General features: G+C 41.4%; 16 protein-coding genes. 11 read left to right on the top strand and 5 right to left on the bottom strand.

The genetic code is table 11. The annotated features are described in order from the left end of the window. The first annotated feature begins 13 nt into the window (after positions 1-13). From GM182_RS00935 to GM182_RS00925, 3 genes are all read left to right on the top strand, one after another. Positions 14-1,558, top strand: coding sequence for a lipid II flippase MurJ (locus GM182_RS00935; RefSeq protein ID WP_449186727.1), 1,545 nt, complete (start codon positions 14-16; stop codon positions 1,556-1,558). A 475-nt stretch (positions 1,559-2,033) separates the two neighbouring features. Further along, positions 2,034-3,107: a flagellin N-terminal helical domain-containing protein gene (locus GM182_RS00930; protein ID WP_449186726.1), complete on the top strand. Its 1,074-nt coding sequence runs from the start codon at positions 2,034-2,036 to the stop codon at positions 3,105-3,107. Between the two features lie 256 nt (positions 3,108-3,363). Beyond that, positions 3,364-4,185 carry a hypothetical protein gene (locus tag GM182_RS00925; RefSeq protein WP_449186725.1) on the top strand — a complete coding sequence of 274 codons (822 nt, stop codon included), beginning with the start codon at positions 3,364-3,366 and terminating at the stop codon, positions 4,183-4,185. Positions 4,186-4,323: 138 nt separating this feature from the next. Here GM182_RS00925 and GM182_RS00920 read toward each other — a convergent pair whose 3' ends face one another. Both GM182_RS00920 and GM182_RS00915 read right to left on the bottom strand, forming a co-directional pair. Beyond that, on the bottom strand, positions 4,324-5,907 hold the full coding sequence (locus GM182_RS00920; RefSeq protein WP_449186724.1) for a flagellar assembly protein A: 1,584 nt from the start codon (positions 5,905-5,907) through the stop codon (positions 4,324-4,326). Continuing rightward, positions 5,907-7,526 carry a flagellar assembly protein A gene (locus GM182_RS00915; RefSeq protein ID WP_449186723.1) on the bottom strand — a complete coding sequence of 540 codons (1,620 nt, stop codon included), beginning with the start codon at positions 7,524-7,526 and terminating at the stop codon, positions 5,907-5,909. Before GM182_RS00915 ends, GM182_RS00920 begins: the two co-directional genes overlap by 1 nt. 116 nt (positions 7,527-7,642) lie before the next feature. Between GM182_RS00915 and GM182_RS00910 the strand changes: the two genes are divergently transcribed. Both GM182_RS00910 and GM182_RS00905 read left to right on the top strand, forming a co-directional pair. Beyond that, positions 7,643-9,025, top strand: a complete 1,383-nt coding sequence (locus GM182_RS00910; protein WP_449186722.1) for a glycogen synthase — start codon at positions 7,643-7,645, stop codon at positions 9,023-9,025. Continuing rightward, entirely contained in the window at positions 9,022-10,341 is a 1,320-nt protein-coding gene (locus GM182_RS00905; RefSeq protein ID WP_449186721.1) for a chloride channel protein, read from the top strand. Before GM182_RS00910 ends, GM182_RS00905 begins: the two co-directional genes overlap by 4 nt. Here GM182_RS00905 and GM182_RS00900 read toward each other — a convergent pair. The 3 genes from GM182_RS00900 to GM182_RS00890 form a co-directional block, all read right to left on the bottom strand. Next, complete coding sequence (locus GM182_RS00900) at positions 10,338-13,682, bottom strand: GGDEF domain-containing protein (RefSeq protein WP_449186720.1); 3,345 nt, start codon at positions 13,680-13,682, stop codon at positions 10,338-10,340. The genes GM182_RS00905 and GM182_RS00900 overlap by 4 nt on opposite strands. 5 nt (positions 13,683-13,687) lie before the next feature. After that, positions 13,688-16,810: a GGDEF domain-containing protein gene (locus tag GM182_RS00895; RefSeq protein ID WP_449187263.1), complete on the bottom strand. Its 3,123-nt coding sequence runs from the start codon at positions 16,808-16,810 to the stop codon at positions 13,688-13,690. A 69-nt stretch (positions 16,811-16,879) separates the two neighbouring features. Then, complete coding sequence (locus GM182_RS00890) at positions 16,880-17,869, bottom strand: asparaginase (RefSeq protein WP_449186719.1); 990 nt, start codon at positions 17,867-17,869, stop codon at positions 16,880-16,882. Positions 17,870-17,936: 67 nt separating this feature from the next. On the opposite strand from GM182_RS00890, the gene GM182_RS00885 reads away from it, so the two are divergent. From GM182_RS00885 to GM182_RS00860, 6 genes are all read left to right on the top strand, one after another. After that, positions 17,937-18,653 carry a DUF72 domain-containing protein gene (locus tag GM182_RS00885; protein ID WP_449186718.1) on the top strand — a complete coding sequence of 239 codons (717 nt, stop codon included), beginning with the start codon at positions 17,937-17,939 and terminating at the stop codon, positions 18,651-18,653. 85 nt (positions 18,654-18,738) lie between these two features. Continuing rightward, positions 18,739-19,110 carry a DUF2089 domain-containing protein gene (locus GM182_RS00880; RefSeq protein ID WP_449186717.1) on the top strand — a complete coding sequence of 124 codons (372 nt, stop codon included), beginning with the start codon at positions 18,739-18,741 and terminating at the stop codon, positions 19,108-19,110. A 13-nt stretch (positions 19,111-19,123) separates the two neighbouring features. Further along, complete coding sequence (locus tag GM182_RS00875) at positions 19,124-20,212, top strand: SHOCT-like domain-containing protein (protein ID WP_449186716.1); 1,089 nt, start codon at positions 19,124-19,126, stop codon at positions 20,210-20,212. Positions 20,213-20,325: 113 nt separating this feature from the next. Further along, positions 20,326-22,110, top strand: coding sequence for a DNA primase (dnaG, locus tag GM182_RS00870; protein WP_449186715.1), 1,785 nt, complete (start codon positions 20,326-20,328; stop codon positions 22,108-22,110). Continuing rightward, positions 22,103-23,869 (top strand): sigma-70 family RNA polymerase sigma factor, encoded by a 1,767-nt coding sequence (locus tag GM182_RS00865; RefSeq protein WP_449186714.1) that lies wholly within the window; start codon positions 22,103-22,105, stop codon positions 23,867-23,869. The genes dnaG and GM182_RS00865 overlap by 8 nt, the downstream gene beginning before the upstream one ends. A gap of 603 nt (positions 23,870-24,472) precedes the next feature. Next, positions 24,473-25,699: a sigma-70 family RNA polymerase sigma factor gene (locus GM182_RS00860; protein WP_449187262.1), complete on the top strand. Its 1,227-nt coding sequence runs from the start codon at positions 24,473-24,475 to the stop codon at positions 25,697-25,699. The last annotated feature ends 4 nt before the right edge of the window (positions 25,700-25,703 follow it).

Below are 25,703 nucleotides of genomic sequence, written 5' to 3'. Positions count from 1 at the left end.
TATAATATAAATCATGAAAAGACAAAGCACAATAAGAGGAGCAACATACATCACAATTGGGCGTATACTCAGCAAGATCATAGGGGTATTTAGAGAAAGACTATTTGCTGTATACTTTGGCACATCGTATGTTATTGATGTGTTTAAGCTTGGTATAGCAATATTTGGATTACTTCGTGGGGCTGTAATTACCCCTATACTCCGATACTCTTCACCTAATATCACTCAAGCTTATGAAGAAGAAGACTTCGGGCACATCAAGCACAATACTCAGGTGATATTGCTGCTAGCTGGTAGCATTGGGCTTGTATTAGCCGGTTTACTTATGCTATTTCCAAAGCAGATCATACACTGGTTTTTACCATACGTATATCATGATCCCGCTAAGCTATCTGTTGCTTCCGCTATGTTTGTGCTTATTGGTCTCATGTCGGCTCTATATGTACTTATTACAATATTCGAGCAGATACTGGTTGCCATACACATATATACACATCTAGGCATCAAAGATCCGCTAATAAATACGCTGTGGACCACAATAGTCGCTGTTTCACCCGAGGCTCTATATATTGTCTGGGGACGTATATTTGGTGCATTGGCATACTTCATATTGGTTCTATACCTTACCTACAAAGCATTTTCTTATATGAAAAGACATTTCACGCATAAGGGGGCACCTTCACGTAAAGCACTTGTCAAGGATATCTTTGTAGGTACACTACCCCTATACATTGGAGGTAGTATAGCTATTATCAACCAGTTTATAGACCGAACCATGGCAGGTTATCTTGGTGAGGGTAACATTGCGATGATAGGTTATGGTAGTGTGGTGGCAGGAATTATAGGCTCATTAATGATTGGCCCATTCGTTCAGAGCATATATCCAAAGGTATCGGCATATATCCGAAAAAATGATAAATATAGCTTTCTAAAAGAAGCTCATGGTATCACTAAGTTAGTATTATTTTTCAGTGTTCCTGCTGTCATAGGTATATCGACTTTAACCTATAGAACTGCCTTCTTCTTCTTCGGTAGCAATAAAATAGGTGGAAACACCTTGATAACCATTGGTATTATAGCCGCCATAATGTCTTATGTACAGTTGCTGGCAGCATCACAAATTTATACATCCGCTTTTATACCCATGAAACGGACAGATATTGGAATGAAGATATCACTATTTGTAGTCCCCCTCAACATACTCCTCAACTACATTCTGGCATTTACCATAGGTATGGGAGCTATAGGTCTTAAGCTGGCGACGGCTATAGCTGTCACCATAGGAAATTTTGCTCAGTTATATATACTTTCCAAACTGCTCGGCGGTCTTCAGCTAAGAACACTACTACCATCAACCATCAAAACACTTATTGCATCTCTTGCCATGGTGGTCTTTATATATCCTCTTGATAAGCTACTGCCACAAACCCGTGTATTTACACTCCTCATTATCTTTATTGGAGCTACAGTATATTTCATGGTGGCGTATATTGAAGGGCACGAGGTGCTTGACCGTATTATAGACAAGATAAATAGCTTATTTACCTTTGAAGAATAAATCTTACAAACAAAGGGACGATGTACCCCCATACACCGTCCCCACAGAGTCTGGCACCTGCCAGATACCTGAACCATATGGATTATCGGTTTACACGGAAAGACAGTTTAGAACGCACTAACCCATACCTCACAGAAAGCAGTATCCCATAAGGGAAATAGAGGCTTTACTTGAAAGATCACACTAAATTATGTTTCATATCTTCCGATACTGATATGTTAGTCCTACCAAAACGCAGTATGGAAAGAGGATTTTCTCATTTCTAAAGAAGGCTTGTATAAGTATCGGAAATATATGACAGTTTTTTAGTGTCTCCAAGACAAATTTTCTCAAAAAACCGTATCCCATAAAAGCTTGCAACAACATTAATTATCTCCACTATAAAATTGCCAAACATCTACCCGATATAGGTTGTGGAACCGCCAAGGAAGGCGGCGATGACCTCAAACAAAAAAACACATGGAGGTGGGCAGCAATGGCACTGGCAGACCTGACAAGAATCAACTCAAACATCGGGGCAATGAATGCCCTGAACAGCTTAAAGCTGGTAAACAATGATTTGGCCCTTAGGCAACTTCGCCTGGCAACAGGCGTGAGAATCACAAAGGCTGCAGATGACCCTGCAGGTTTTAGAATTGCTGTAAAGCTAAAAGCACGTAGTCGTGGACTCGGTGTAGCTCTTGACAACATCGCCGATGCAAAGAACATGCTTGCAGTCGCTGAAGGTGGACTGACAAAGATTAAAGATTTACTCCTCGACATTAGAGATAAAATTGAACAAGCTGCAAACGACACAATGGGAACGGAAGAGAGATTGGCTATAGCACAGCAGGTTAAAGAATATATGCACGAGATATACCGTATAGCTCATGAGACAAGATGGAACGATATGGGTATTCTTGATGATACAGCTCCTCCAACAACGTCTCAAACTGCCTCTACAACATTCTACTTTCAAACAGGTGCTGATTCCTTCGAAACAACTACATGGGAAAGGACATTCAAGTTTATTACCAATAACGGTACAATAGCCAACACCGAGGATAACTGGTCCAATTGGCAGAGTTCCGCCGATAAGATCGGTATAATGCTTACCAAAGCCAACGATACCACACAAGCTGTAGCCGCTCAGGTATATAGTTCTAAAGATGGTCTCCAAACTGCTTCAGCTCAGTTCACCGTAGAAGAGGTATATGCATCACTGGGAGTCAAGACAACGGCAGGTATTACAGCAGGTTCGCTCTCTGACTCTCAGAATGTTAATGCCTCTGCCAACGAACTGTTGCAGCGTGTAGATGCAACCATAAGAAAGGTATCTGAATGGACAGCAGGCATCGGAGCCCTTATGGCAAGGTTGCAAGCCAAAGAAGAAACTGTAATGGTAGCACAGGTTAATGTTGAGGCTTCTTGGAACACCATTTACAACGCCGACATGGCCAAAGAGCAGGTATATGCAACAAGGGACCAGATCCTACAGCAAACAGCTACAGCAATGTTGGCTCAAGCCAATACAGCACCACAGAGCGTACTCCAGCTCTTTAGAGGATAAAAAACATACATTCAGATAAGGGGGCAGCAAGGCTGCCCCCTCCTTTTTATATAGTATTGTCAGCACCACACAGAAAACAACTTTTTTCAATATATCAAGACGAAACTTAGCACCACTCCCAGCAACTTTCACCTCAACAGTTACAGCAGGAACAGAACCTCTACAAAGTTACAAACAATCTCTCTAACATACTCTATAAACGGTAGCTCCTCATCTTCCATACAAAAAGTGCTATCATTACATAGAGGTGATATGTGTGGAATTCATTGTTGAGGTGCACCATAGAGGCAAGAAGATTATGGAACCAGCACCACATGGCACAGAAATGGCAGAAATATACGAGGCTTCTGACATACAGGGTATACGAGAAGTTATTGTATTTAAAGACCTCGAAGGTAATCTACGAGGCATATATGTTCCCCCAAAAGATAGTGCATACTTCATAAAGGCAGGTGTAGATGAAAATGGCAGATGGGTAGATATTACCCCTCCACTACCACCAGGCAAACGCTGGATAAAACTATACAAAGAAGGCAAAGGGTTAGGCGGTGTCATGGGGGATATTCCCGTCCCACCATTTCTTAGAGATAAAAAACTTGTTGTAGACATAGATATGGGACATGGCAATACGGTACGCAGAGAAGCTCCTCAAGGTGCCATTCGGTTACTGTTAGCCAAAGCCATAAAATTACCACCTCCACCCGGTGGACAGCCACCACTTATTGCCCTGCCACCTGCAGCAGAGACTATAGAGGTTTGGACAGATGAAGGAGTCACCGTTATACCTTTCTACAATGAAAAGGGAGAAGAGATAGGCAAGGCAGAAATAGCAGGTATAGAACTCAGTGAGGACCAAATAGATATTGTTGATGCTGTTGTGGCCACAGATATGAGCGGCAAGCCTATTGGGGTTATCGAAATCCCAGAAAAGAGGAAAGCTCATCTCAAGGTTATTAGTTTTACCCCAAATGGTCCAATGGATGTAACACCACAACCACCTCCTGGACATATGTGGGCAGAAATCACCATTACACCTGATGGTGGTATAGCACTAAAAGATATTCCCATAGATAAATAAACGAAGCACAAAGCTATCTCAACGCCCAGATATTAGCCTGTTTGGTTTGATACAAGATACACCGATAATATCTCCAGCAAAGGGAAACAAGCTACTCCACTAGCCCATGATAGTAGGCTACAAGCAAATGCTATTCGTTTACTGTTTAATACTCTTTATAACAGGGGGATTAATATCTATAGCAGGATCATTCCAGGGTAAAAGGACCGTCTCACCATCTTTATAACCCAGTCTACACCTACCCAAAGGGGTTCCTCTAACAACATAGGGTTCTGAATCGGCTACCCTAAAATACGCTCCCTCACTGGCAGATACGGCAATATAGATATGTTGATCTGTCGTTTTACGAAGAAAAGTAGACAACTCGGCTATATCTTTTTCAACAAGTGGAATAGCCGCATGTATCTGAGAAAGCTCGGTGCGTATCTTTTCTCTTACAGTAGCGTTTTTCACCCTCATCATAAGTTTTTCTAAATGTTCCTTTTTTGATATTAGTTCTGTCAGCTCTTTTTGTACATCGAGTATACGCTTTCTTATGGTATCTGTATAACCGGCATATAGCTTTGTAGACAGTTTTCTTGCCGACACAACTATAGGCACATAAATACTACCAGAGGCCTTAATTTCCCCGCCACGGAGCCTTGCCCGGGGATGTACAAACACAACATCACCCAGCGCCTCAACTTTGCTACCGTATAGTCCAGTCTCTATATACACATTGTCCTCCGCCTCAATACGGGCAATATGACCTTCTTTGATATATACAAATCCACCAGACCTTATAACACCGGCTTTGTCACCTGTGACAATACCTCTGATGAAAACCCCTTCTCCAGCATGGACAGAGGCATTTTCCACACTACCCTCTACAAGTACCTTGCCTTTAACCTTTATAACAAAACCCGGCTTGACATCACCCTTTATCCATAGATGTTTAACCCCGGTAATATTACCAACACTGAAATCAACATCTCCATCGATAATGAGAATCTCTTCAACAGACAAGACACCACCAAGCACCAATATGCCTGTGGTCTTGGAGATAATAACATCACCGCTGGCCTCTGTGCCATCACCTGCAAAGGTTTTCAGGTCAATATCCCTACCCGGCTTGGCTGGTATGATACGGCCAAAGATATCTACACCATCACGACCAAGTGATGGAGGATTTTTGCGCCCTATAATCTCACCTTCTCTGACAGTGATAAAGTGCTTTTTATAAGCGTGCCAGTCTATCTCTTCATAAGGGTCAATTTCTACCTCATCAAGGGGCAATATAACAATAGAGGCATTTTTCCCCTCTTCTGGTGGGACACCTTCGGCAACAATAATAATATCAAGTGGGTTTTCTATTGCCTCTTTCACGGCATCAACCCTGATAAATTGAGGATCTATCTTATACTCCTCAACGAGTTTCTGAAGTATATCGGTAACCTCGAGGTCTTTCCCTTTGCCAAAGGCTGGAATATACTGGATATATGCCCTAAGATTATCTTCCGTAATAGATACCTCTATATCTGCATCTCTATCTACAGGGTCGCTGATTTTTACAGGTTTACCATTGCCAAGGGCAATAGCCTGAAGAACCTCTTTAGGAGGATAAAATCCGATCCGAGATAAGATACCACTAACAACAATGCGCGGTACAGATTTGTACGACACGGCGTATATGCCATCTTCCGTTTCAAAGATTTCAAAGTTCTCTAGGTGTATTCTTTTCATTATCCTCTTGGCATTCGTGCCTGTGGAGGCTTTGTTTTAAACTTTGGCTCCCTCCAAGGCACAGGTGCAAATTCACCCTCCTCATTTATTTTAACAACTACATGCTCTAAGTCTTCCTTGACATTGTATATATAAGTATCTGCTAAAACAAATTGTGTACCTACATATGCCTTACCAGCCACAAATATCTCTTGATAAACAGCTTCCTTTATTATTTTATCTATCTTTTTCTTTGCTTCTTCTTTCTCTTTTATCATAACATCTAAACTCTCCAAAGCCTTCTGCGTTTTCTGCCTTGCCTGATTATCTTTTAGAAGGGGAATAGCAGCTTTTAGACTTTCTTTCTTTTCCATTAATGCCTTTATCTCTTCATCTATCGAGGCTACTTGTTCTCTCAAATCAGACACATAGCCAGCATGCACTTCTGTCTTGGTACCATGAATATTACCAACAATACCAAGGTACACGCTTTTTCTGGCTTTTAAGATACCACCCGATGTTCGGCTTTTGGGATTGGTGGCTATAATATAGCCTCCAGAGAATATATTACTGTGCCTAAAACCACTATCTGTATACACATCGCCACCAGCCTCCACAGTAGCAGAGAGAAACTCCTTGGCATAAACAAACCCTCCAGCCTTTATATAACCTCCCTTCTCTCCAACTACGATACCTCTAACATAAACATCTTCACCAGCCTCTATGGTAGCGTTTTCCACACTACCACCAACTATAACCATACCCTCAACCCGTATATAAAAACCGGGAAGCACATTGCCTCTAATCTCTATATGCTTGACATCTTTAATATTTCCAACTTCAAAGTCCAAATCTCCTTCGACAATAAATATTTCATCAACATGAAACTTCCCCTCTTCTTGCCTCAATATTCCCGTACGCGTAGCAATAAGGCGGATATTCTCTTCAAGCTCAAGGCCTTTCCCTTTAACCGCTGCCAAATCTATATCCTTTCCGGGCACAGGAGGTATTGTCTCTCCTTTAACTCCTGTACCCGGTTCTCCTTCTGTAGGAGGAATCTTCTCCACAACAGGCTCTCCAGCCTTCACGGTAATAACAGAGGAAGATGCCTCATGCCAATCAAGACGCTGAGGCTCATCTTCTGGAGCTTCCTCGGTCTTTTGGGCTGGAACAATGACAATCTTGGCATCTTTACCAGGTTTAGGAGGTATACCCTCAGCTACAAGGGTTGCATTACCCGGCTTGGAAAGGGCATTTTTCACAGCATTGGGATTAATAAACTCTGGAATGATACCCTCTTTTTCAATAAGCATACTTATCACTTCATCAGGGGTCAGATCTTTGCCACCACCTATGGCCGGATGATACACAAGACGGGCTTTCAGGAGGTCGGGGCTCTCTACAACTTCTATAAAGCCATCTCTATGAAGGCGCCTGTCTGTTATCTTTATCCATTCCCCAAGATGTTTCCGCAATGTGGCCGATACCTTAGGCTCAAGCGGAGGCAAACCCTCTTTTTTCATTATGGCTATTAGTAGAGCATCATTTATTGTCTGATTAATCTTGAGATAAGTACCATCCATAGTCACTTTTATAGATATAGGCCCTATAGTAACTTCTCTAGATTCTTCGGCAGACACCCTCAACCCTCCCTTTTAACACAACTGTGGTTTTTAACATTAGTGCTTACCAATATATTCTCTCCCTGTAATAATAACATAGCTAGACTGGTATACAATGAAAGAGGGTGATAAAGTTGAAGATATTAATAGCAGGAGCAGAGGCGTTTCCATTTTACAAAGTAGGGGGACTGGGTGATGTACTGGGTAGTCTTCCTTACGCATTAAGAGCCCAACAAGTGGATTCACATGTTGTTATTCCCAAGACTGGTGCCACAAAGATACCTGAAAAAATCTTAGGTAGCGAAATAATACATTCTCCTGTTGGAGATTTTTCCCACATATGGACTGAAAGGGATGGAGTAATATACCACTTTCTTGGACATAATTCATATGAAGGTAGATATGAAATATATAAAGAACCTGACGAATTTGAGCTGTTTCAGATATTCAGCGTTGGAGTAGCATCACTCGCTAAACATATAGATGCCGATATCGTGCACATGAACGACTGGCATACAGCTTTTACCACTGTAGCACTAAGATATATGAATCTCAATATAAAAACAGTACTGACAATACACAACATAGCATTCCAGGGACAGGCCAGTCCTGTTCGCCTAATATTTTTCCTTCCAGAGCATCTATGGAATGCTCTGAGAATTGGAACCGATGCCAACATATTGAAAGGCGGTATTGTGCTTGCCGACTTCGTCACCACCGTTTCTCCCAGCCACGCGAAGGAGCTAACAACACCAGAGTTTGGAGCACCGCTACATGAATGTCTCAAAAAGAGATATGAAGAGGGCACATTTATTGGTATACTCAATGGTATAGACACGACATATTGGAACCCCTTAACAGATCCATATATTCCAGCCCCATACGATATAGAGGACGCACTGGAGAGTAAGGCAGTAAACAGACGCTCACTTCGCCGTGAATTTGGTTTAACCGATAAAGAAGATGCTCCTCTAATGGGCATTGTTTCAAGGCTTACCCATCAAAAGGGCATTGATATATTCCTCGAAACAGCCGACATTGCCGTAGAACTTGGCTTCCAAATCATCATATTGGGTACAGGTGAAGAGGATATAGAAAAAGAGGTAAGAAAAGCTGTTGCAAGGCTCCCAGGTGATGTGGTTTTTCTCAATGAATACTCTGAAGAAAAGGCACACAAGATATATGCTGCTGCCACACACTTTATGATGCCTTCACGATTTGAACCAGGAGGACTTGCGGCTATGATAGCTATGAGATACGGTGCACTGCCTATAGCCACTCGCACAGGAGGGCTTCAGGATTCCATCATAGATATCACAGAAAATGCCGAAGGAACAGGATTTCTATTTGAGGGACCCAAACCACTTCCTCTGGTCAAGGCTATGCTAAGGGCATATAAACACTATACAAGCGGCGATTATGCTTACAACATGAAGGTAGCCATGGAGCAAGACTTTTCTTGGGATAGGTCGGCTGAAAAGTATATAGAGGTATACAAAACTGTGCTAAAGCGGTGAGAAGACTAAAAATATATTTACATCAGCTAAGATACCTCAGTGGCTGGCTGATCAAGTGGGGAATATTGAGCATCATAGTGGGTATGAGCACCGGAACTGTGGTTGGTGCTTTTTTGCTTATACTCTACAAGACTATAGATATGATGTCTGGTAAACCTGAAAGATTACTGCTCCTGCCTTTTGCTCTTACACTGTCACTATTTCTGTCAAGAAAATTCTTCCCATCGGCCCGTGGTGCCAGTATTGAACAGGTTATTAAACTTATACATTCACGAGATACCACAATAAATCCCATAGGATTTATCATCATTTTTATAGCCACCGTGCTGACAATAGGATTTGGCGGTTCAGCTGGTAAGGCAGGGCCTGCCGGGCATATAGGAGCATCTTTTTCTGCACTACTGGGAAAAATCACACGATGGCTCCTGAAACCCTTTCACATAACCATCACTGATGAAGATGAAAAATGGTTTATCATTCTGGGTATTAGTGGAGCCTTTGCCACAGTCTTCGGCACCCCAGTAGCTGGAGGGCTCTTTGCCCTTGAGGTTGTATATATGAACTACTTTCCATACAACATGCTATATCCCAGTCTTATAGCAGGATATAGTGCCCTTTATGTGGCCAAATCTCTTTACAACCTGACATATATCCATTTTCCCCATATCAGTGTGCCAGCTATGGGACCTAATGTTATGCTCCTCATTGTCGTTGGTGGAGTACTCTTTGGAATGCTCGCCCGTTTATTTATAGACTTCAAAGACTTCACAGAAGAGATACTAGCACGCTGGCATGTCTCACCATATATCAAAGCATTTGTCGGAGGTGCCGTTATAGCCTTGCTGGGTTTTCTCATAGGACATCAAAGATGGCATGGACTGGGTACAGATACCATAGCAGCAGCACTTCAAGGACAGAATATACCGTATATAGATCCTTTAGGCAAGCTGGTTCTAACCTCACTCACACTATCTGTAGGTGGTTCTGGTGGTCTTATGACCCCCCTGTTTTTCGTAGGGGCCACTAGTGGCAATATCATTGCAAGGCTACTGGGCTCTCAGTTTGTTTCATTTGGAGCGGCTCTGGGCTTTGCTGCTGTTGCCGGGGCTGCAGCCAACGCACCACTGGCGACAATGGTAATGGTCAGCGAATTGTTTGGTTCTGGAATGATACTACCAGCTGCTATAGCCGTATTTATAGCATTTGAAATTGTTGGACCACGGAGTATATATCCATCTCAGATTGTCAAAGTGTCTAAAGATGTATATCGAATCAACACGGCAAGACACATCATGGAAGATAAAAAAGATGATTAAGTATGGGCAATATATATTCGGTTCTTACCCAATGCTTTGGCCTTGTACATAGCTTGATCAGCTGCCTTTAAAAGCTTTTCATGGTCATAGCCAAATATCTCAGATGAGGCAATACCTATAGAAAGAGATATCATTGAAGCCTCTGGATACTTCTCTCTAATGGTCATAATTCCCCTTCTAATACGTTCACTAACTTTAACAGCCTCTTCCGCACCGGCATGCCTCATAACAACGACAATTTCATCTCCACCATATCTACCAACAATATCTGTATTCCTTACAGTTTCCTTGATCTTCCTGGCAATCTCCTTTAATATGACATCACCCATATCATGTCCATAGGTATCATTAACTTTCTTGAAATTATCTACATCTATAAACAGAACAGAAACATTATCTTCATCACGACTGGCCTCGGAAACAATCTCTTCAAGTCTGCGCATAAGATACCATCGTGCATACAATCCTGTAAGACTGTCAAATAGACTTCTGCGTTTAAGCTCCATATCTTCTATTAGAGATGGCATCAAAGATACTACATGCTCCAATATCACCTTATCCTTCTCTTCAAATTCACCACCATACATGGGGTCTTCAAGATGAATAACAATCTTCCTGTCCTTATAGTCACTTATGATAGTAATGCTACTATGGTCTTGGGATATATAGGCATGTTCCGGAACAACATTCCAGTTAATATGGAATGTATCGGGAGTAATGTCAATATTACCGGTAATATCACGGGCAGCATACTCTTGCCACTGCCCATCTCTGTAAATGCCTACAATACCTTGATATGCGGGGGTTAGGGATATAAGCATATTCAAGATATCAGAAAGCAATCTATCAGGAGCCGTAAGTGTGGCTATTTTGACAATATTATGGACAAACATTTCCATCACCATGGCATCAAATATGAACGACTTAGTATCCATTTCCCCCACCTTTTTTATGGCGTCTTCAACAATGCTCGCCATCTTATAGCTACCAATCTGTTTGTATATTTCTAGTGCCCTTCTGAGATGCTCATAGGCAGCCCTAATCTCAGCAAGCTGTAGATGAACAAGTCCCATCTCGAGCTCCTCTTCCGCCACGGATAAAGTATCCCCCACTTGCACACTATAAGTAATAAGTTTCTTCTGCTCGGCAAGCATAAGATGATATTGCTGGGTGGCTTTATAGTAAAGTTTCTTTAATATCGATATCTGTATTTCGTCAAATGTCGTTTCCTTCTCTAGTAAAGTAAGAAAATCATTCTCACCTCGCATGGCCTTGACAGCCATAAACACAAATCGGTTCTCGGTCCAATCCTTGCCATGATGTTTATAAGCCTCGGGAATAGCATCAAGATAGGATAAATCCTCTGTTTTATATGCAAGGTCAAGAAGCAAGTTAGCATAGCTGGTTAGTATGTTCTCAGATAAAGTTTTACCCTTGATATGCTCCCTTTCTATCTGGGCTGCTTCTTCTATATAACCATGTTTAACAAGATATGCAGCTTTAAGAACATAATAGTTATTGCGATTACGCTCAGCTGTTTTGGGATATATAAACTGCCTAAAACTATCAAACAAGTTGTCTACAATAGATTTAGCCTCGTACGCATTGACGATACTAAGATAATTGAGCATAGCTATGGACATGAGCCCGGAAGCACCTCCAGCTTTTATAAGAGAGGTAATACCCAACCTATAAAAACGCTCATAGGAACGCAGAGGCAAATCTTCAGCACCAAGCAATACCCCTATATTGTTATAGGCAATGCCCTCAACAACATGTATAGATTTATCAGAAGCAATAGCAACGAGCTTTTGATAGGTGGCCATGGATTTTTCCCTAAATTTTTCGGACTCATAGTACAAAGCCAAGATAAGATAACCATATGTCAAAAGGTCTCTTGCCACATACGGCACATGTTCCACATCGGAGAGTAAATCTTCTAAAAATCTCGCTATTTCCACCGTCTCTTCACCCACACTACCAGTAAACACATCGGTTGCCAGTAGCAGTGCAAGAACATAAATAGCCCTCGTCTTAGGCATGTGAGAGAGAATATCTCTCCATTTGGAACGAAAACCAGTGGTGATAGTGTCTTTCTCCTCGAAGTAGGCATTCTTTATCCACACAGAGTGAAGCATATGTACAGGACTACCAACAGAAAACACTTTGTTTTCCCATGTTTCAAACTCTGGTGGTACATATCTCTGCATATTAACTAGCCTTTCCAACTCTATCATTATACGTTTGTGTCGTCTTTTTCCCGCAACCAGTGGAAGTATTCCCCTATGAATAGCCAGTGCATATTCCCCTATTTGCTTATACTTACGCATAGCTAAAACTCTATATAAGAGATAACGCTTATCTCCTATAAAAAATAGAACATTACCGATAGCGTCTAAAAGTTGGCCTTTTTTGTCCTCATCGATCTCCTCATACAGAGTTTCAGCATATCTCATAAATGTATCCAACATATCAGAGGGAATATTATCGAGCATATTATGTGTAAATGTGTAGCTAAGACTATGACCATGCTCATCTAATATACCGAAAAATTGGGCTAGCTCAAATAATTCATGCATAGGCAATTCTCTAGATACCAACGTCATCATCTTTTGGAACATTTCCTTATCGAACATAACAGACATCAGAAGCAGAAGATGAAATTCGGGTGTATCTAACTTCTTCATATCCTCTGGATACTTACGGGCTCGAGCATATATATAACCTAATAGCGGTCTTCCTTCTGATACCTTATACATATTGAGAGGTGCATACTTCAAAAACTTCATTGTTGGTACATCGATAATATAAAGTGGATCCCCGGGCAATATATAGTTCTTCTCGTCAAATACAAGTATGACATTAAGCGGTTTGAGATTATTCCCATAGTAATCCACCATATTGATAAGAACCCTATAGATAGAAAAAGCCAGATCAGAATGTGGTACGCGAATAATGACATTGGAAGGATATTCCTCATCCTGCTGAAAAAGTGTCATAATAATCGAGGCAGCAAACGGTGGGATTGGAAACTTGTACTCTGATCTTTTGGGCACCCTCTCATCATCAGGTGCCATACTTCCAAGAACATATTTTAGCGTGCCAAAAAACAAGTTTCCTGTACGCGATATAACCTCGTCGGAGACAAGAGAAAGCAATGTTGTTGTCAAGCGTCTTTCAATATTTCCACTAAACTTAGACAGATTAATAACCGGTGTATTAGATGGTAATTTCAGTAAAGATACAAGATAGTCGGTATGAATATCAGGCATTACAACCTCATAGATATTAATACCCGGCATAGGATTTTTCAGTTTATGCAACATCTCTCTAAGTTCCACAGCACCTAACTCCCATCATAAATTGTCGCCCTACTTTTACCAGCTTTCTTGGACATATACATAGCCTTGTCGGCAGACTCTATCAATATCTGTGGAGATATCTCCCTACACAGCCTGGTACTGGAAATTCCTATAGAAACAGATACACCAACGGCCTCTTCTATATCACTAAGATATTTCTTCACCGTATCAATTATACGATGTGCCACAATAAGCGATTTATCTATATCGGTAGCTGGCATAATAACAATAAACTCATCACCACCATATCTTCCAACCATATCAGTACTTCTAACACTATCTTTTATAGCATAGGCTATCTTCTTGAGCACCATATCACCTATACGATGACCATAAATATCGTTGACCATTTTAAAGTTGTCAACATCGATAAAGAGAACAGAAACATCTTCACCTGTACGGGCTCGCGTATTTATAAGTTCCTCCAAACGACGAACAATGTACCACCTTGTATAAACACCTGTGAGGCTATCAACTATACCACGCTCTTTTACAAGCACACTGGATGTGACACTGGAAAGAGAAGAAACAAACTCCTCGAATAGAAGTCTTTGCCCAGATGTAAACTCTTTTCCACCAAACGGTCTCTCAATATGAACTTTGAGTATACGGTTATAAGAAACAGGAAAGGAAGCATCCATGCAACTGCCATAAACAACAAACTTACCTGTGGAGCGACACTGATGAAATTCGTCAAGGGGTATATCTCTCTTCCCACTAATATCCATGCTATACAAGTACTCAATATCATCACCATTATACAGGGCAACAAAGCCCTGCCAAAACGGGAGAAAATTTGCCAGATGCCACAGACTACTTCTAAACAAACTCTCCATATCCACCTCACTGGATAGCGAAGTAATAAGATCAAGATTAATATCTTTTCTCAGAGATTCTTCAAGCACTCCAAATATGGCTTCCTTTAGGGGACTATCCCACTTCCTATGTCGGATACCCATTTTATCAAGCACTTTGCATGTCTTAGATGAATATCCTAGTGTCTCATATATATAAACGGCCCTTGAAAAACTCAAAGAGGCCTTTTCCTCTTCCCCTACCTTTAGATAGATATCTCCCAGCCATTCTTTGACTGTACCATGAAATAGCATATTGCCATACCGCAGATGGGCAGAAGCCAACTTCTCACCGTACAGTATGGCACTGGTCCAATCTTTTGCAGAGAGATATTTTTCAAATAGTAGCCTGTATGTAAACAACTCGCTAATATGCCCTATATCATCAATAGATACATCTTCACCCGACATAGCTTTGTAAAGCAAAACTATCGGACCTTTCTTCATATAGTTGACCAGCACTTCAATAATATCCCTATTACGGGTAACATATGTCATTTGGTAAAACAAAAACTCGGCAAAACGCCTCTTATTAATCATTGGTGTTCGCTTGAGAAGATCTGTTAAGTTTAACAACTCTTCTCTGACATCGTAGCCATTGATAAGATTAAGAAATATTGATAACACATTGGAGAAAAAACTTCTCTGCGGAAAGAGCATAGCTGTAATACGATTGAGCCGTTTCACCGCATCATAGTTTCTACTACCTATCATGTGAATTGTATAGTTATTTAGTACGATAGGCAGAAGCATACTGCCACCACCGCTGGCAAGCATAACCATGATGGCATCTTCATAAAGCCCCCTTACCATAGCTTGCGAGACATCCATACGCATAATGGCAGTGGCCATATTGTTAAGTGCCGACGCTTCTAAAGAGGGCATTTTCCACTCTTTAGCCTTATATACCATATCCCTCATGATAGCAACAGAGGCATCAGGATATTTAGAGGCAAAACTCGTGCCAGCAGATATACCTGCATGCAAGATAATATCTTTCTGGGCATGCTTTAGTTTCGGCACTATATCAAGTATCTCATTTCTCAGTTTCAGAAGCACCTGTTCCCCTATGTCATGCTTCATGTTGTGGAGATAACGGCTCTTTAGCAGTACTGTCGATAGGTACAGTCTTCTATATGGTGAATCTTCCTGTGCAAGAAGACCATAGGCTACAGCAGGCAAATGTGAAATAGGTTTTAGATTGCGAGCACCCCACATGTATGTATGAAATACTGTAAATGGCTTTTTCATCCTATAAACCCTAAATTTTTTCTTTACCTCTCTGGGATAGTAATCCGCTGCATTGGCAAGCTTAATGATCTCCATATCAAAGACACCTTCAGTAGACAGCTCTCTGTCACCAAGAACCTCTATCCCTCTTGCCAGTGCTATCTGATACTCTGAACGATTTCTCCTATATATAAGCGATAATTTCTTATAAAAATCAGATTTCGCCTTATCTATAAAACTATAAAGCCATGCAAGTGTATCAGATATCTCTACTCTATCAGCCACACCAGAATACCAAAAGTTCTGAGCCAACATATCTATCTCATGACTTCCCCATCTCTGCAAAACAGACTTTACCATCTCGATATCTCTAATAGATTCCCTACCCAAAAGGCCTATATCATCGAGCCATTCACCAAAGTCTGCAACCTCAGACTCCTGACCGTACACAGACACGAGAAACTTCTTCCATATGTGACCAGCAACGAAAAAACGAAGATAAAATGCATGTTTTTCATAGTCCATATTAGGGGCTCTGGTGTCAAAATATGCTGCACGACACAAGGGTATATCATATGCACTAACAAGATAAAGCTCGATGGGGCTTTTACTTGCTATTCTTCTGGCTTCACGAAGGGTATCCATGACAAGAAAATAAAACGGACTAGTTCCAATATCCACATACAGAGCATAGGGACGATTACCCGATATAAGCTGTATCATCTTGACAATAAGATAGGAAGATACAGGTGGAAACGGTGATACTGTGGGAAGGCCTTTGTAGAAGCTATCAAAAAAAGCAGACATCTTTCCATCAAACAACTTCTGGATTTCCCTCTTACCCCAATCACTAAGTAACGAATACAAAGTAGCAAAGAGAACCCTCTCAGGATACATCGTATCAGCCTTAATATAGAGGGTTCTCTTTCTCGCTATTCCATAAGGCTTTTTTACAAACCCCCTAGGAGATACAATACAACGAAATCTTACCCGCCCACCTGTGTCATCAATATTGGATAACATCACACACCAACACCTCTATGGTGCTTTTTCTTTATTGTAATTCATTTCACTTTAAATTGGCTGTTTATATTAAACTTCTTTCAAGGAATAAACGGCATGCACATGCCCCACCGTTTCACCATGATTGTTTTTCACAGGTGGCATTACCCAATCTCTAAGGGCATCTTTCATATCTTTGGTAAGAATACCCAAAGTATCAAGGGCATGCATAACAGTAGGTGCCACCGCACGTCTACCGGCATCGTGTATCTTTATGGCAAGGCCCATCTTCAGCTGTGGTATAGCAACACCGTACACTGCCTCTGCTCCTGCCTTTGCCACAACACCGGGTACCTTTCTCATGAGGTCGGTATCAAATCTGCCCTCACCGGCAACGGCGACAGGATAGGATTTCATAGCCCTCTGTATACGGGCAAGGTACTGGGGATATGGAGACTTCTCAGGATCGGCAAGCATGGCATACATGTAGGCAAGGTCTCTCAGTGGAATAGCAAACACAGGTACACCACAGCCATCTATACCCTCATAGATAGGTTTATTTCCCACAAATGTGCGTATAATCTCTCTAATTTTGTTCTGAACAGGGTGATTGGGAAAGCGATAGCCCTTATGGTCTACCCCCATAGCCTTAGCAGAAATTAACATGCCCGCATGTTTACCACTGCAGTTGTTTCTTACAGGGGTAGGTTTTTCTCCGTTTCTCATCATACGCTCTGCCGCCTCTTTGTCATAAGGCATATGAACACCACACTCGAGGTCATCCTCCGTAAATCCAGCTTTCTCTAGTATGCCAAGGACAAGTTCCTTATGATAGTCTGTACCGTTGTGAGAGGCAGTAATGACAGCCAGCTCCTCATCGGTGATATCAAACTTCTCTATGGCACCGGTAATAAATGGTAGCAGTGCCTGAAAAGGTTTCATTGACGAGCGAGTGTGTATATACATAAGAGGTTTCCCGTGAAAATATCTGAGGTTGCCATCACTATCTACTATGGCAACACTCCCCCAATGATAGCTTTCTATAAGCTCTCCCCTTCTAACTTCGGCAACAATCTCCATGTTCTCCCCTCCCAAAGATAAGATAGAGTTTATCAAAGGATATAATAACATGCAGAGGTGAACTGAGATGGTAAAAGTTGGCACATCGGGCTTTTCATACCGCTCATGGATAGGAAAGATATACCCAGAAGGTATAAAACCCTCTGATATGCTCCTTTACTATGCAAAACTATTTGATGCCGTAGAGATCAATGCCACATTTTACAGACACCCACGAGAAAGCACCTTAAAAAGATGGAAGGCTGTAGGTAAAGAAACAGGTCTCATATTTGTTTTAAAGGCTCACCGGTCATTTACACATATGGGTATGAAACCTGAGGAAGAAATTTCTGTATATGTTTCAAGATTCTTACAAATTATGAAAAACACACTTGGAGGTATATTATGGCAATTTCCACATTCCTTCAAACCAGCAGAAGAAACACTGAAGTATCTACACATCATTGCAACCACCCATAAAGGGCTATCCATTCCACCGTTTGTAGAACTAAGAAATAAACTCTGGCACGATATCACCTTACCAGAAGGCATTACCCCCGTTTCATACCACATGGTAGCGAAGAGTAAATACATGCACACCCCCATAGAGTGGATAGAAAAAGATGTCGTATACATCAGGCTTCACGGATACGGAAGGAAATATGGGGGCAGTTATCCCCCTGAGTACCTCCAGAAACTCTGTCACGATATCAAAGACAAAGAGGGATTTGTATTCTTTAACAATGATGCCGATGGACATGCACCCTTCAATGCCATGACATTGAAAGAGTGTCTTACCTCATAAAATTTGCCTCAGCCCACAAATATTTTTCCAAACACTTGAAAAATTTGCTACAAAATGCTAATATTTTGTTGGAGGTGAAAAAACCATGAATATACCAAAATGTCCTGTGTGCGGAGGTACCATGCAGGTAACAGAGCTATACTGTCCCCGCGATGGTATCACCATTAGAGGCACCTTTGAACTATCACCATTGGCAACTCTGTCTAAGGAAGATGCAGAGCTTGTCATACTCTTCCTCAGGGCAAGAGGCAATCTCAAGAAGTTAGAGCGTATCACGGGCATAGGATATTTTGCCCTCAGAGGCAAAATCGAGAAGATTGTGAAATCCATGGGACTGACATTACTTGAAGAAGAGGAAGAAGAAACACCAGAAGAAGAGAAAGATGACCCTATCAAGCTTCTTAAAGAGGGCAAGATTAGCGTGGACGAGGCCATTAGGCGAATGAAAAAATCATAAGGGGGTGAAATACATGTCTGAAGAGATTAAAAAGGTATTGGAGGCACTGCAGAGAGGAGATATTACACCAGAGGAGGCAGAAATACTTATAGAAGCAATAAAAAGTCGTGAGGAAAGCATAGAAGAACTGAAAGAGACACCTCATCACGATGGTCAGTGGCGCATTATCAAAGGAGAATATCATGGCAGTATTAGTGGAATAGGAGAAAGTATATGGATAACACCAGAGGGAAGGGTTATTGGAGATATAGATCTTGTTAAGGGAAGGCTGAAACTGGAGGGCCATGTAGATGGCAATATTGATGCTGTAGCATCACAGGTAGAGTTTGGAGGCACTGTTTCTGGCAATGTAGATGTTGTTGGGGGCACTGTTAAGTGGAAGAGAGGAGAAATAAAGGGCAATTTAGAAATCGTTGGGGCAAGGGAATTAGGTAGCAGACCACCGGTAGGTGGCAAGGTAGATGTACTGGCTGGCCCTATAGGTGCCATGGTAGGTAAAGTTGTAGGCTCTGCCTTGAATATGGCTATGGACCTCGTAAGCACACTTCCTGAAAAACTTTCTAAGCTAGGTCAATCTATACCTACCGAAAATAGCAAAGGAGAAAATATTGTCATTAACGACAATTTACACACAAGAAATGACATATACGGTAAAGAGGTTGTCATTGGTGGCAATGTAGTGTGCGGTGATGTTCATGCAGAGAGTTTGGAGGTAAAAGGCTCACTGACATGTGATGATGTCAGCAGTTCCACAATAGACATTCTCGGCTCCCTCAAGTGTGATGATGTCTTTGGTAAAAAAATGGAAGTATTAGGGAAAGCCTCGTGTGATGATGTCAAAGTGGACAAACTTATCGTAAAAGGAACGCTGATATGTGATGATATCAGCACAAAACATATGGAGGTATTCGGCAAGGCAAAGTGTGATGACATCAGCACAACAACACTGATTGTTAGAGGTGAATTGAGAGCAGATGATGTTATCACCGCTAAAGTTGTGCTGGAAAAAGATGCCATCATGGTAGTTGATAGTCTTATGGCAGACGACATAGAGAAGGCAGAAAGTGCCACACTGCAGATAAAAGATCGTGTAGAAGCATAAATATATATTGAAACAATCCCCTCACCAGCTGTGAGGGGGTTGTTTGTGTTCTAACTATAAGCTAAACTCCTTTTCTTTTCATTTCTACTGTACAATGATTATGGTGATGATATATGGCTCGCTTTGAAACATTTGAAGAACTGGTCCAGTACATTAAAGACAATGTGGATATTGTCGATGTTATATCAGATTATGTCGAGCTAAAAAGGGTAGGCTCCCAGTGGATGGGGCGATGTCCCTTTCATCCCGATAAAAATCCCTCTTTCTCCGTGTCCGGTGAAAAGGGTTTGTACCACTGCTTTGGATGTGGAGCATCGGGTGATGTAATCAAGTTCATAGAGGATATTGAAAATGTATCATTTCTTGAGGCACTGGAGATATTGGGGGAGCGTGTAGGCATAGATGTAGAAGAAGAAATAAAATCTATGAAAGGCTCCACTACAACAATAAAAACTTCTCCGTCTAAGCTCCTGAAAAAGGCAGTAGCATACGCAGCTCAATACTATCACCGCTTTCTCTTATCGGCAAAAGAGAATAGTATTATCCTTCAGTACCTATATGACAGAGGACTTGATGATGCAGACATTGAAGAGTGGAAAATAGGGTTTGCCTCACCACTAAAGCCACTATTTGCTTATCTTAGGGAAAAGGGGATAGACCTTAAGCCCTTTGTAGAGGCAGGTATTCTCAGAAAAGATGGCACAGACGCTATGAGAAATCGCATTATTATACCTATCGCCGATGGCACAGGTAAATATGTATCACTTGGGGGAAGACTGTGGAAAGGGGAAGGTCCCAAATACCTTAACGGTCCCGATAGTCCTATATTTAAAAAGAGCAATATACTCTTTGGACTTCACAGGGCACGCAAGGTGGCAAAAGAAAAGAAGCGTATGATATTCGTTGAGGGATATTTTGATGTCATCCTCATGCACAAATACGGCTTTGTCGAAACAGTGGCACCTATGGGAACAGCTCTGTCAGATAGGTTAGCAAGAGAAGTATCCTCCTTAGTGGAAAGAGCATATCTCCTATTCGACCCCGATGCAGCAGGCATAAAGGCAACCATATCCTCTGGCTTTAAACTCAGTAGTTTAGGGATTTTCGTCAATGTCGTCCATCTCCCAGAGGGAATGGACCCAGATGAGTATGTCGTAAAGTATGGAGAGCAGGCTATGGAGAATATGCTTATGGAGGGCATGCCTTTTGAGAGATTTATAGCCACCAGACTAACAGAAGGGATCTCACCATCGGACCCACGAAAATCGATGATCATAGGGAAACGACTAGAAGAGTATAGTCAATATGCCACTTCACAATCTGAAGACACATGGAAGATTATCGTAGGGCTTATCGAAAAAGCACTTGCCATACCGGGACCTGAACTGATGGGCAAGCTGTATAAGATGAAACGTACATCGCGCTCTCCATCGATAACCATAGGAAAAGGGCGTAATCGATATGACACATTAGAAGAAGGCATTTACGAGATTCTACTCTTCGACCCTGTTCAATACATTTATCTTCCACAGAGCTACGCCGAGGATTTTCATCCACACATGGACAAGTTGGCAAGGCTACTCAAACATATCGTAGAGTTTTTTCAGAAGCATGAAGAGAATGCCCCTATAGAGACTTTTCATACCTATCTGAGGGCTGTAGACAACGAAATAGCCAAGGACATATACAAATATTCTGGCAGCGTAAATACGGAGGACAGTGGACCACGATTTATATGTCTTGTCTCCCGATGGCTCATGCTGAGATACAGGGACCTCATGCAAGAAAACATGAAAAACCCCGAAATGTTGGAAACCTTACAGAAGAAAAAAGCAGTTGTGGAAAAGATATACAGCCATCCCGACCTTGGATGCACAAGGTTGAAAAATCATGGATAATCTACAATACCTCATAGATAAAATAAGAGAGTCTGATATACTAGGTAAACATATCATCACATTTGAAGAGTTGAAGACATGGTTTAGAGAAAAGGCTATAAGATTAAGAGAGCAACCCTATTTAACAGCATCACTTAGACAGTGGATGAAAGAAAATAACATTAGAACAGTATTAAGGTTTTCCATCTATTTCGACAAGCATGCTACGCCACCTATAGAACGCAATCACACATACTATAAACTCATTTATAATCTATATCCCGAATTTGCATATCTTGAAAATGTATACGATGTCATCGATGTTATGGAAAAGGCCATAGACCAAGCATATCAATCCTATGACGAAAGAGCTAAAACAACCATCACCGATTGGGCATGGTGGTATATTTCACAAACCTTCTATCGCAAACTCGCTAATAGAAAATATCAAGAGGAAATATATGAAATAGATGCTATATATGAACCTAGTGCAGATGCTACAGATTTTAAAGGTAGCAGTGCCCTTACTATATTTATGAAGCAGATGGGAAGATACCCGCTTCTCAGTGCAGAAGAAGAAAAACAGCTAGCATGGATTATTTATACCTACCAAACAGAGCTGAAAAAGAAACAGATACAAGAAAAACTCGCCAGACAAGACAACCTATCTGATGAGGAAAGACAGTTTTTAGAAGACCATAAACCACTTATAGTCAACGAGATATTATTAGAAAAATTAGCCCCGCAGGCACAGGAAGCACGAAACAGATTTATTACATCCAATCTGAGACTGGTAGTATCAATTGCCAAACACTTTACCAGTTACCAAGCACCATTAGAAGATCTCATAGAAGAGGGTATATTAGGACTAATGAAGGCGATAGACAACTTTGACCCGACAATGGGAAACAAGTTTTCCACATACGCCACATGGTGGATTAAACAGCATATTAATAGGTATATCGCCAATACCAAGGAGCAGATAAGAATACCCGTCCATATGCAAGAAGCCATCAAAAAGTATCAAAAGGCATACAAAGAGCTATTGGAAGCTTCAGGCACACCTCCCACAGATAGCGATCTAGCCAAGCACCTCAACATGACCGTAGAAAAAGTCAGAGATATAAAGAAACTTATACAACAGCAGTATATATCTATCGATAGAACAGTAGAAAGTATGGCATATGAAGTGCCTGATAACCATTCATGGTCTAACCCAGAAGAATATGTCCTAAAACAGGATATAAAAAGGCATATCAGTGCCATATTATCAAAGCTTCCAGAGCGTAATAGAGAAATCCTCACGATGCATTTTGGAATAGAAGATTATCCACCTATGTCATTATCGGAAATAGGCAATATCTTCGGGCTCAGTAGAGAACGAGTAAGACAGATCATAAATGCATCTGTAAGGAAAATAAAATACAAGTCATATCTAGAAAAATTAAGAAAGATAGCCCCGTTCTATACACATGTAGCCATCACCAATAGAAAGATATATTATCCTCAACGATACAGCCCTCAATACACTCCTCAAAAACACCCTGTGTATACAGAGCTCCATCCCCCTCGGCAACAACAGAAATACTTTCTTATCATACAACCCACCAGTTCAGAAGAACAAACACAAATACATCCTCGAGTAAAAATACCTCATACAATAAGACCAACAGGTCCCTCTTCCCCAATAATGAAAATCACTATCCCCACACTGCGGGTAAAAAGAGCTCTGATCCAGATGCTGAGAAAACTGCACACCAGAGATAAGTCTGATTTGTGAATAATGTTTGTGATATAATGGTATCTAACCTGTGAGGGTAGTCGTGAACTACTCTTGTTTTTGCTTTTTCTTTATGGGAGGTGGTATCTCTTGGCTAAAAGCATGGAGGATATCAAGGCCGCAGCATGGAAACTTGTAGAAAATGCCATCAATGAAGGTAAAGAGTTCATTACATGGGATGACCTGAAAACTTGGTTTAGGAAGAAGAAGATTACCAAGCAGTACCATCCAGAAGTGGTGGCATATCTCAGATACAGAATCAGAAAAGAAAACTTACCTGTGCAAATTGTATATAGCACAGAAAAACCCGACAAAGAAGCTCTATCTGAAATCAAAGAACACATCGACAAGAAAAAGGAATTGTTCCTATCGAGGAAAAAGGGACATGTTCATGATGTAACAATCATGGATTCGGTTGAAGACATCAATGAAGAGCATTTCCGCATTTTACATGACCTTGCTCCCCAATTTGCAGCATTCGGACTCGAACCATTCGACATCTATGACAGACTTGAAGAAGCTATTAAGGAAGCCCAAGAAAAATATTCTTGGAACATGCCATACACATTTGATGATTGGGTATGGTGGTTTGCATGTGAAAAGATGAACAAGATTATCCAGCGCAGAAGGAAGAAAAAATCTACATCTAAGAAGAAAAAACTCTCCAAACGAGATCTTGCCCACTTTAAACGCATCTACGATAAAGAAGGTACCCTAACTGAAGAGGATATTGTCTCTTACTATGGCAACGATGCAGACCTTGACTACATTAGTGGGGAGCTTGAAGATGCAGGTTTATCTGTAGGAGAAGATGCAGGAGAAGATCTATTCTCTGAAATCCATACCTATTCCCGTGCACAAAGGGCATTGGGACTAGTACAGACATATCTTCAGGAAATAGGACAGGTTAACCTACTAACAGCTGAGCAGGAGAAAGCTTTAGCCCAAAAGATAGAAGAATACAACATTCTCCAGCGCAAGAAGGAAATTCTCGATAAAAGAGACAGAGGCGAAGAGCTAACAGAAGAGGAACTGGAATTTCTCAAAGAATATGGTGACGAACCTGTTGATGACTGGGAACTGGAGGTATTAAAAGAAGAGGCAGAATATGCATGGGAAAGGCTGATTGTTTCCAACCTCAGACTCGTTGTCTCTATTGCCAAGAAGTACACAGGCAGAGGAATGGACTTTATGGACCTCATTCAAGAGGGCACCATAGGCCTCATGAAGGCTGTTGAAAAATTTGAATGGCGCAGAGGCTACAAATTCTCCACTTATGCCACATGGTGGATTAGGCAGGCCATTACAAGGGCACTGGCTGACCAGTCCCGTACCATCAGAATACCCGTACATATGGTAGAAACTCGTAACAAGTATCTTAAGACAAAGCAGGAGCTATACCATGAGCTTGGCAGAGAACCCACCACAGAGGAAATAGCCGCAGCCATGGGTATAGATGTGGAAAAGGTTAAAGACATTGAAACCACCATACAAGACCCTAAATCATTGGAGGCCACTATTGGTGATGAAGAGGATACCCATTTTGGCGACTTTATTGAGGATCCCAACACAGAAAAGCCAGAGGAGTATGTAGCTAGAAAAGAGATGAAAGAGAATCTCCGTAAGATAATAGAAGAATTGCCCGAGAGAGAAAGGGAAATTATTAAACTCTACTACGGGCTTGACGACGGTATTGAACGAAGCCTTGATGATGTCGGACAGCACTTTGGTATAACCCGTGAAAGGGTTAGACAAATACTACAGAAGGCACTAAAGAAGCTCCGCTCACCACACAGAAGTAAGAAACTGAGGAAACTCATGAGAGAGTAATGTA

The organism is Zhurongbacter thermophilus (assembly GCF_026184435.1).
In the GTDB taxonomy this organism is placed as follows: Bacteria; Coprothermobacterota; Coprothermobacteria; order Coprothermobacterales; family JAADFF01; genus JAADFF01.
The sequence above is the reverse complement of the archived record's forward strand: the minus strand, read 5'-3'. Positions and strand labels throughout refer to the sequence as shown.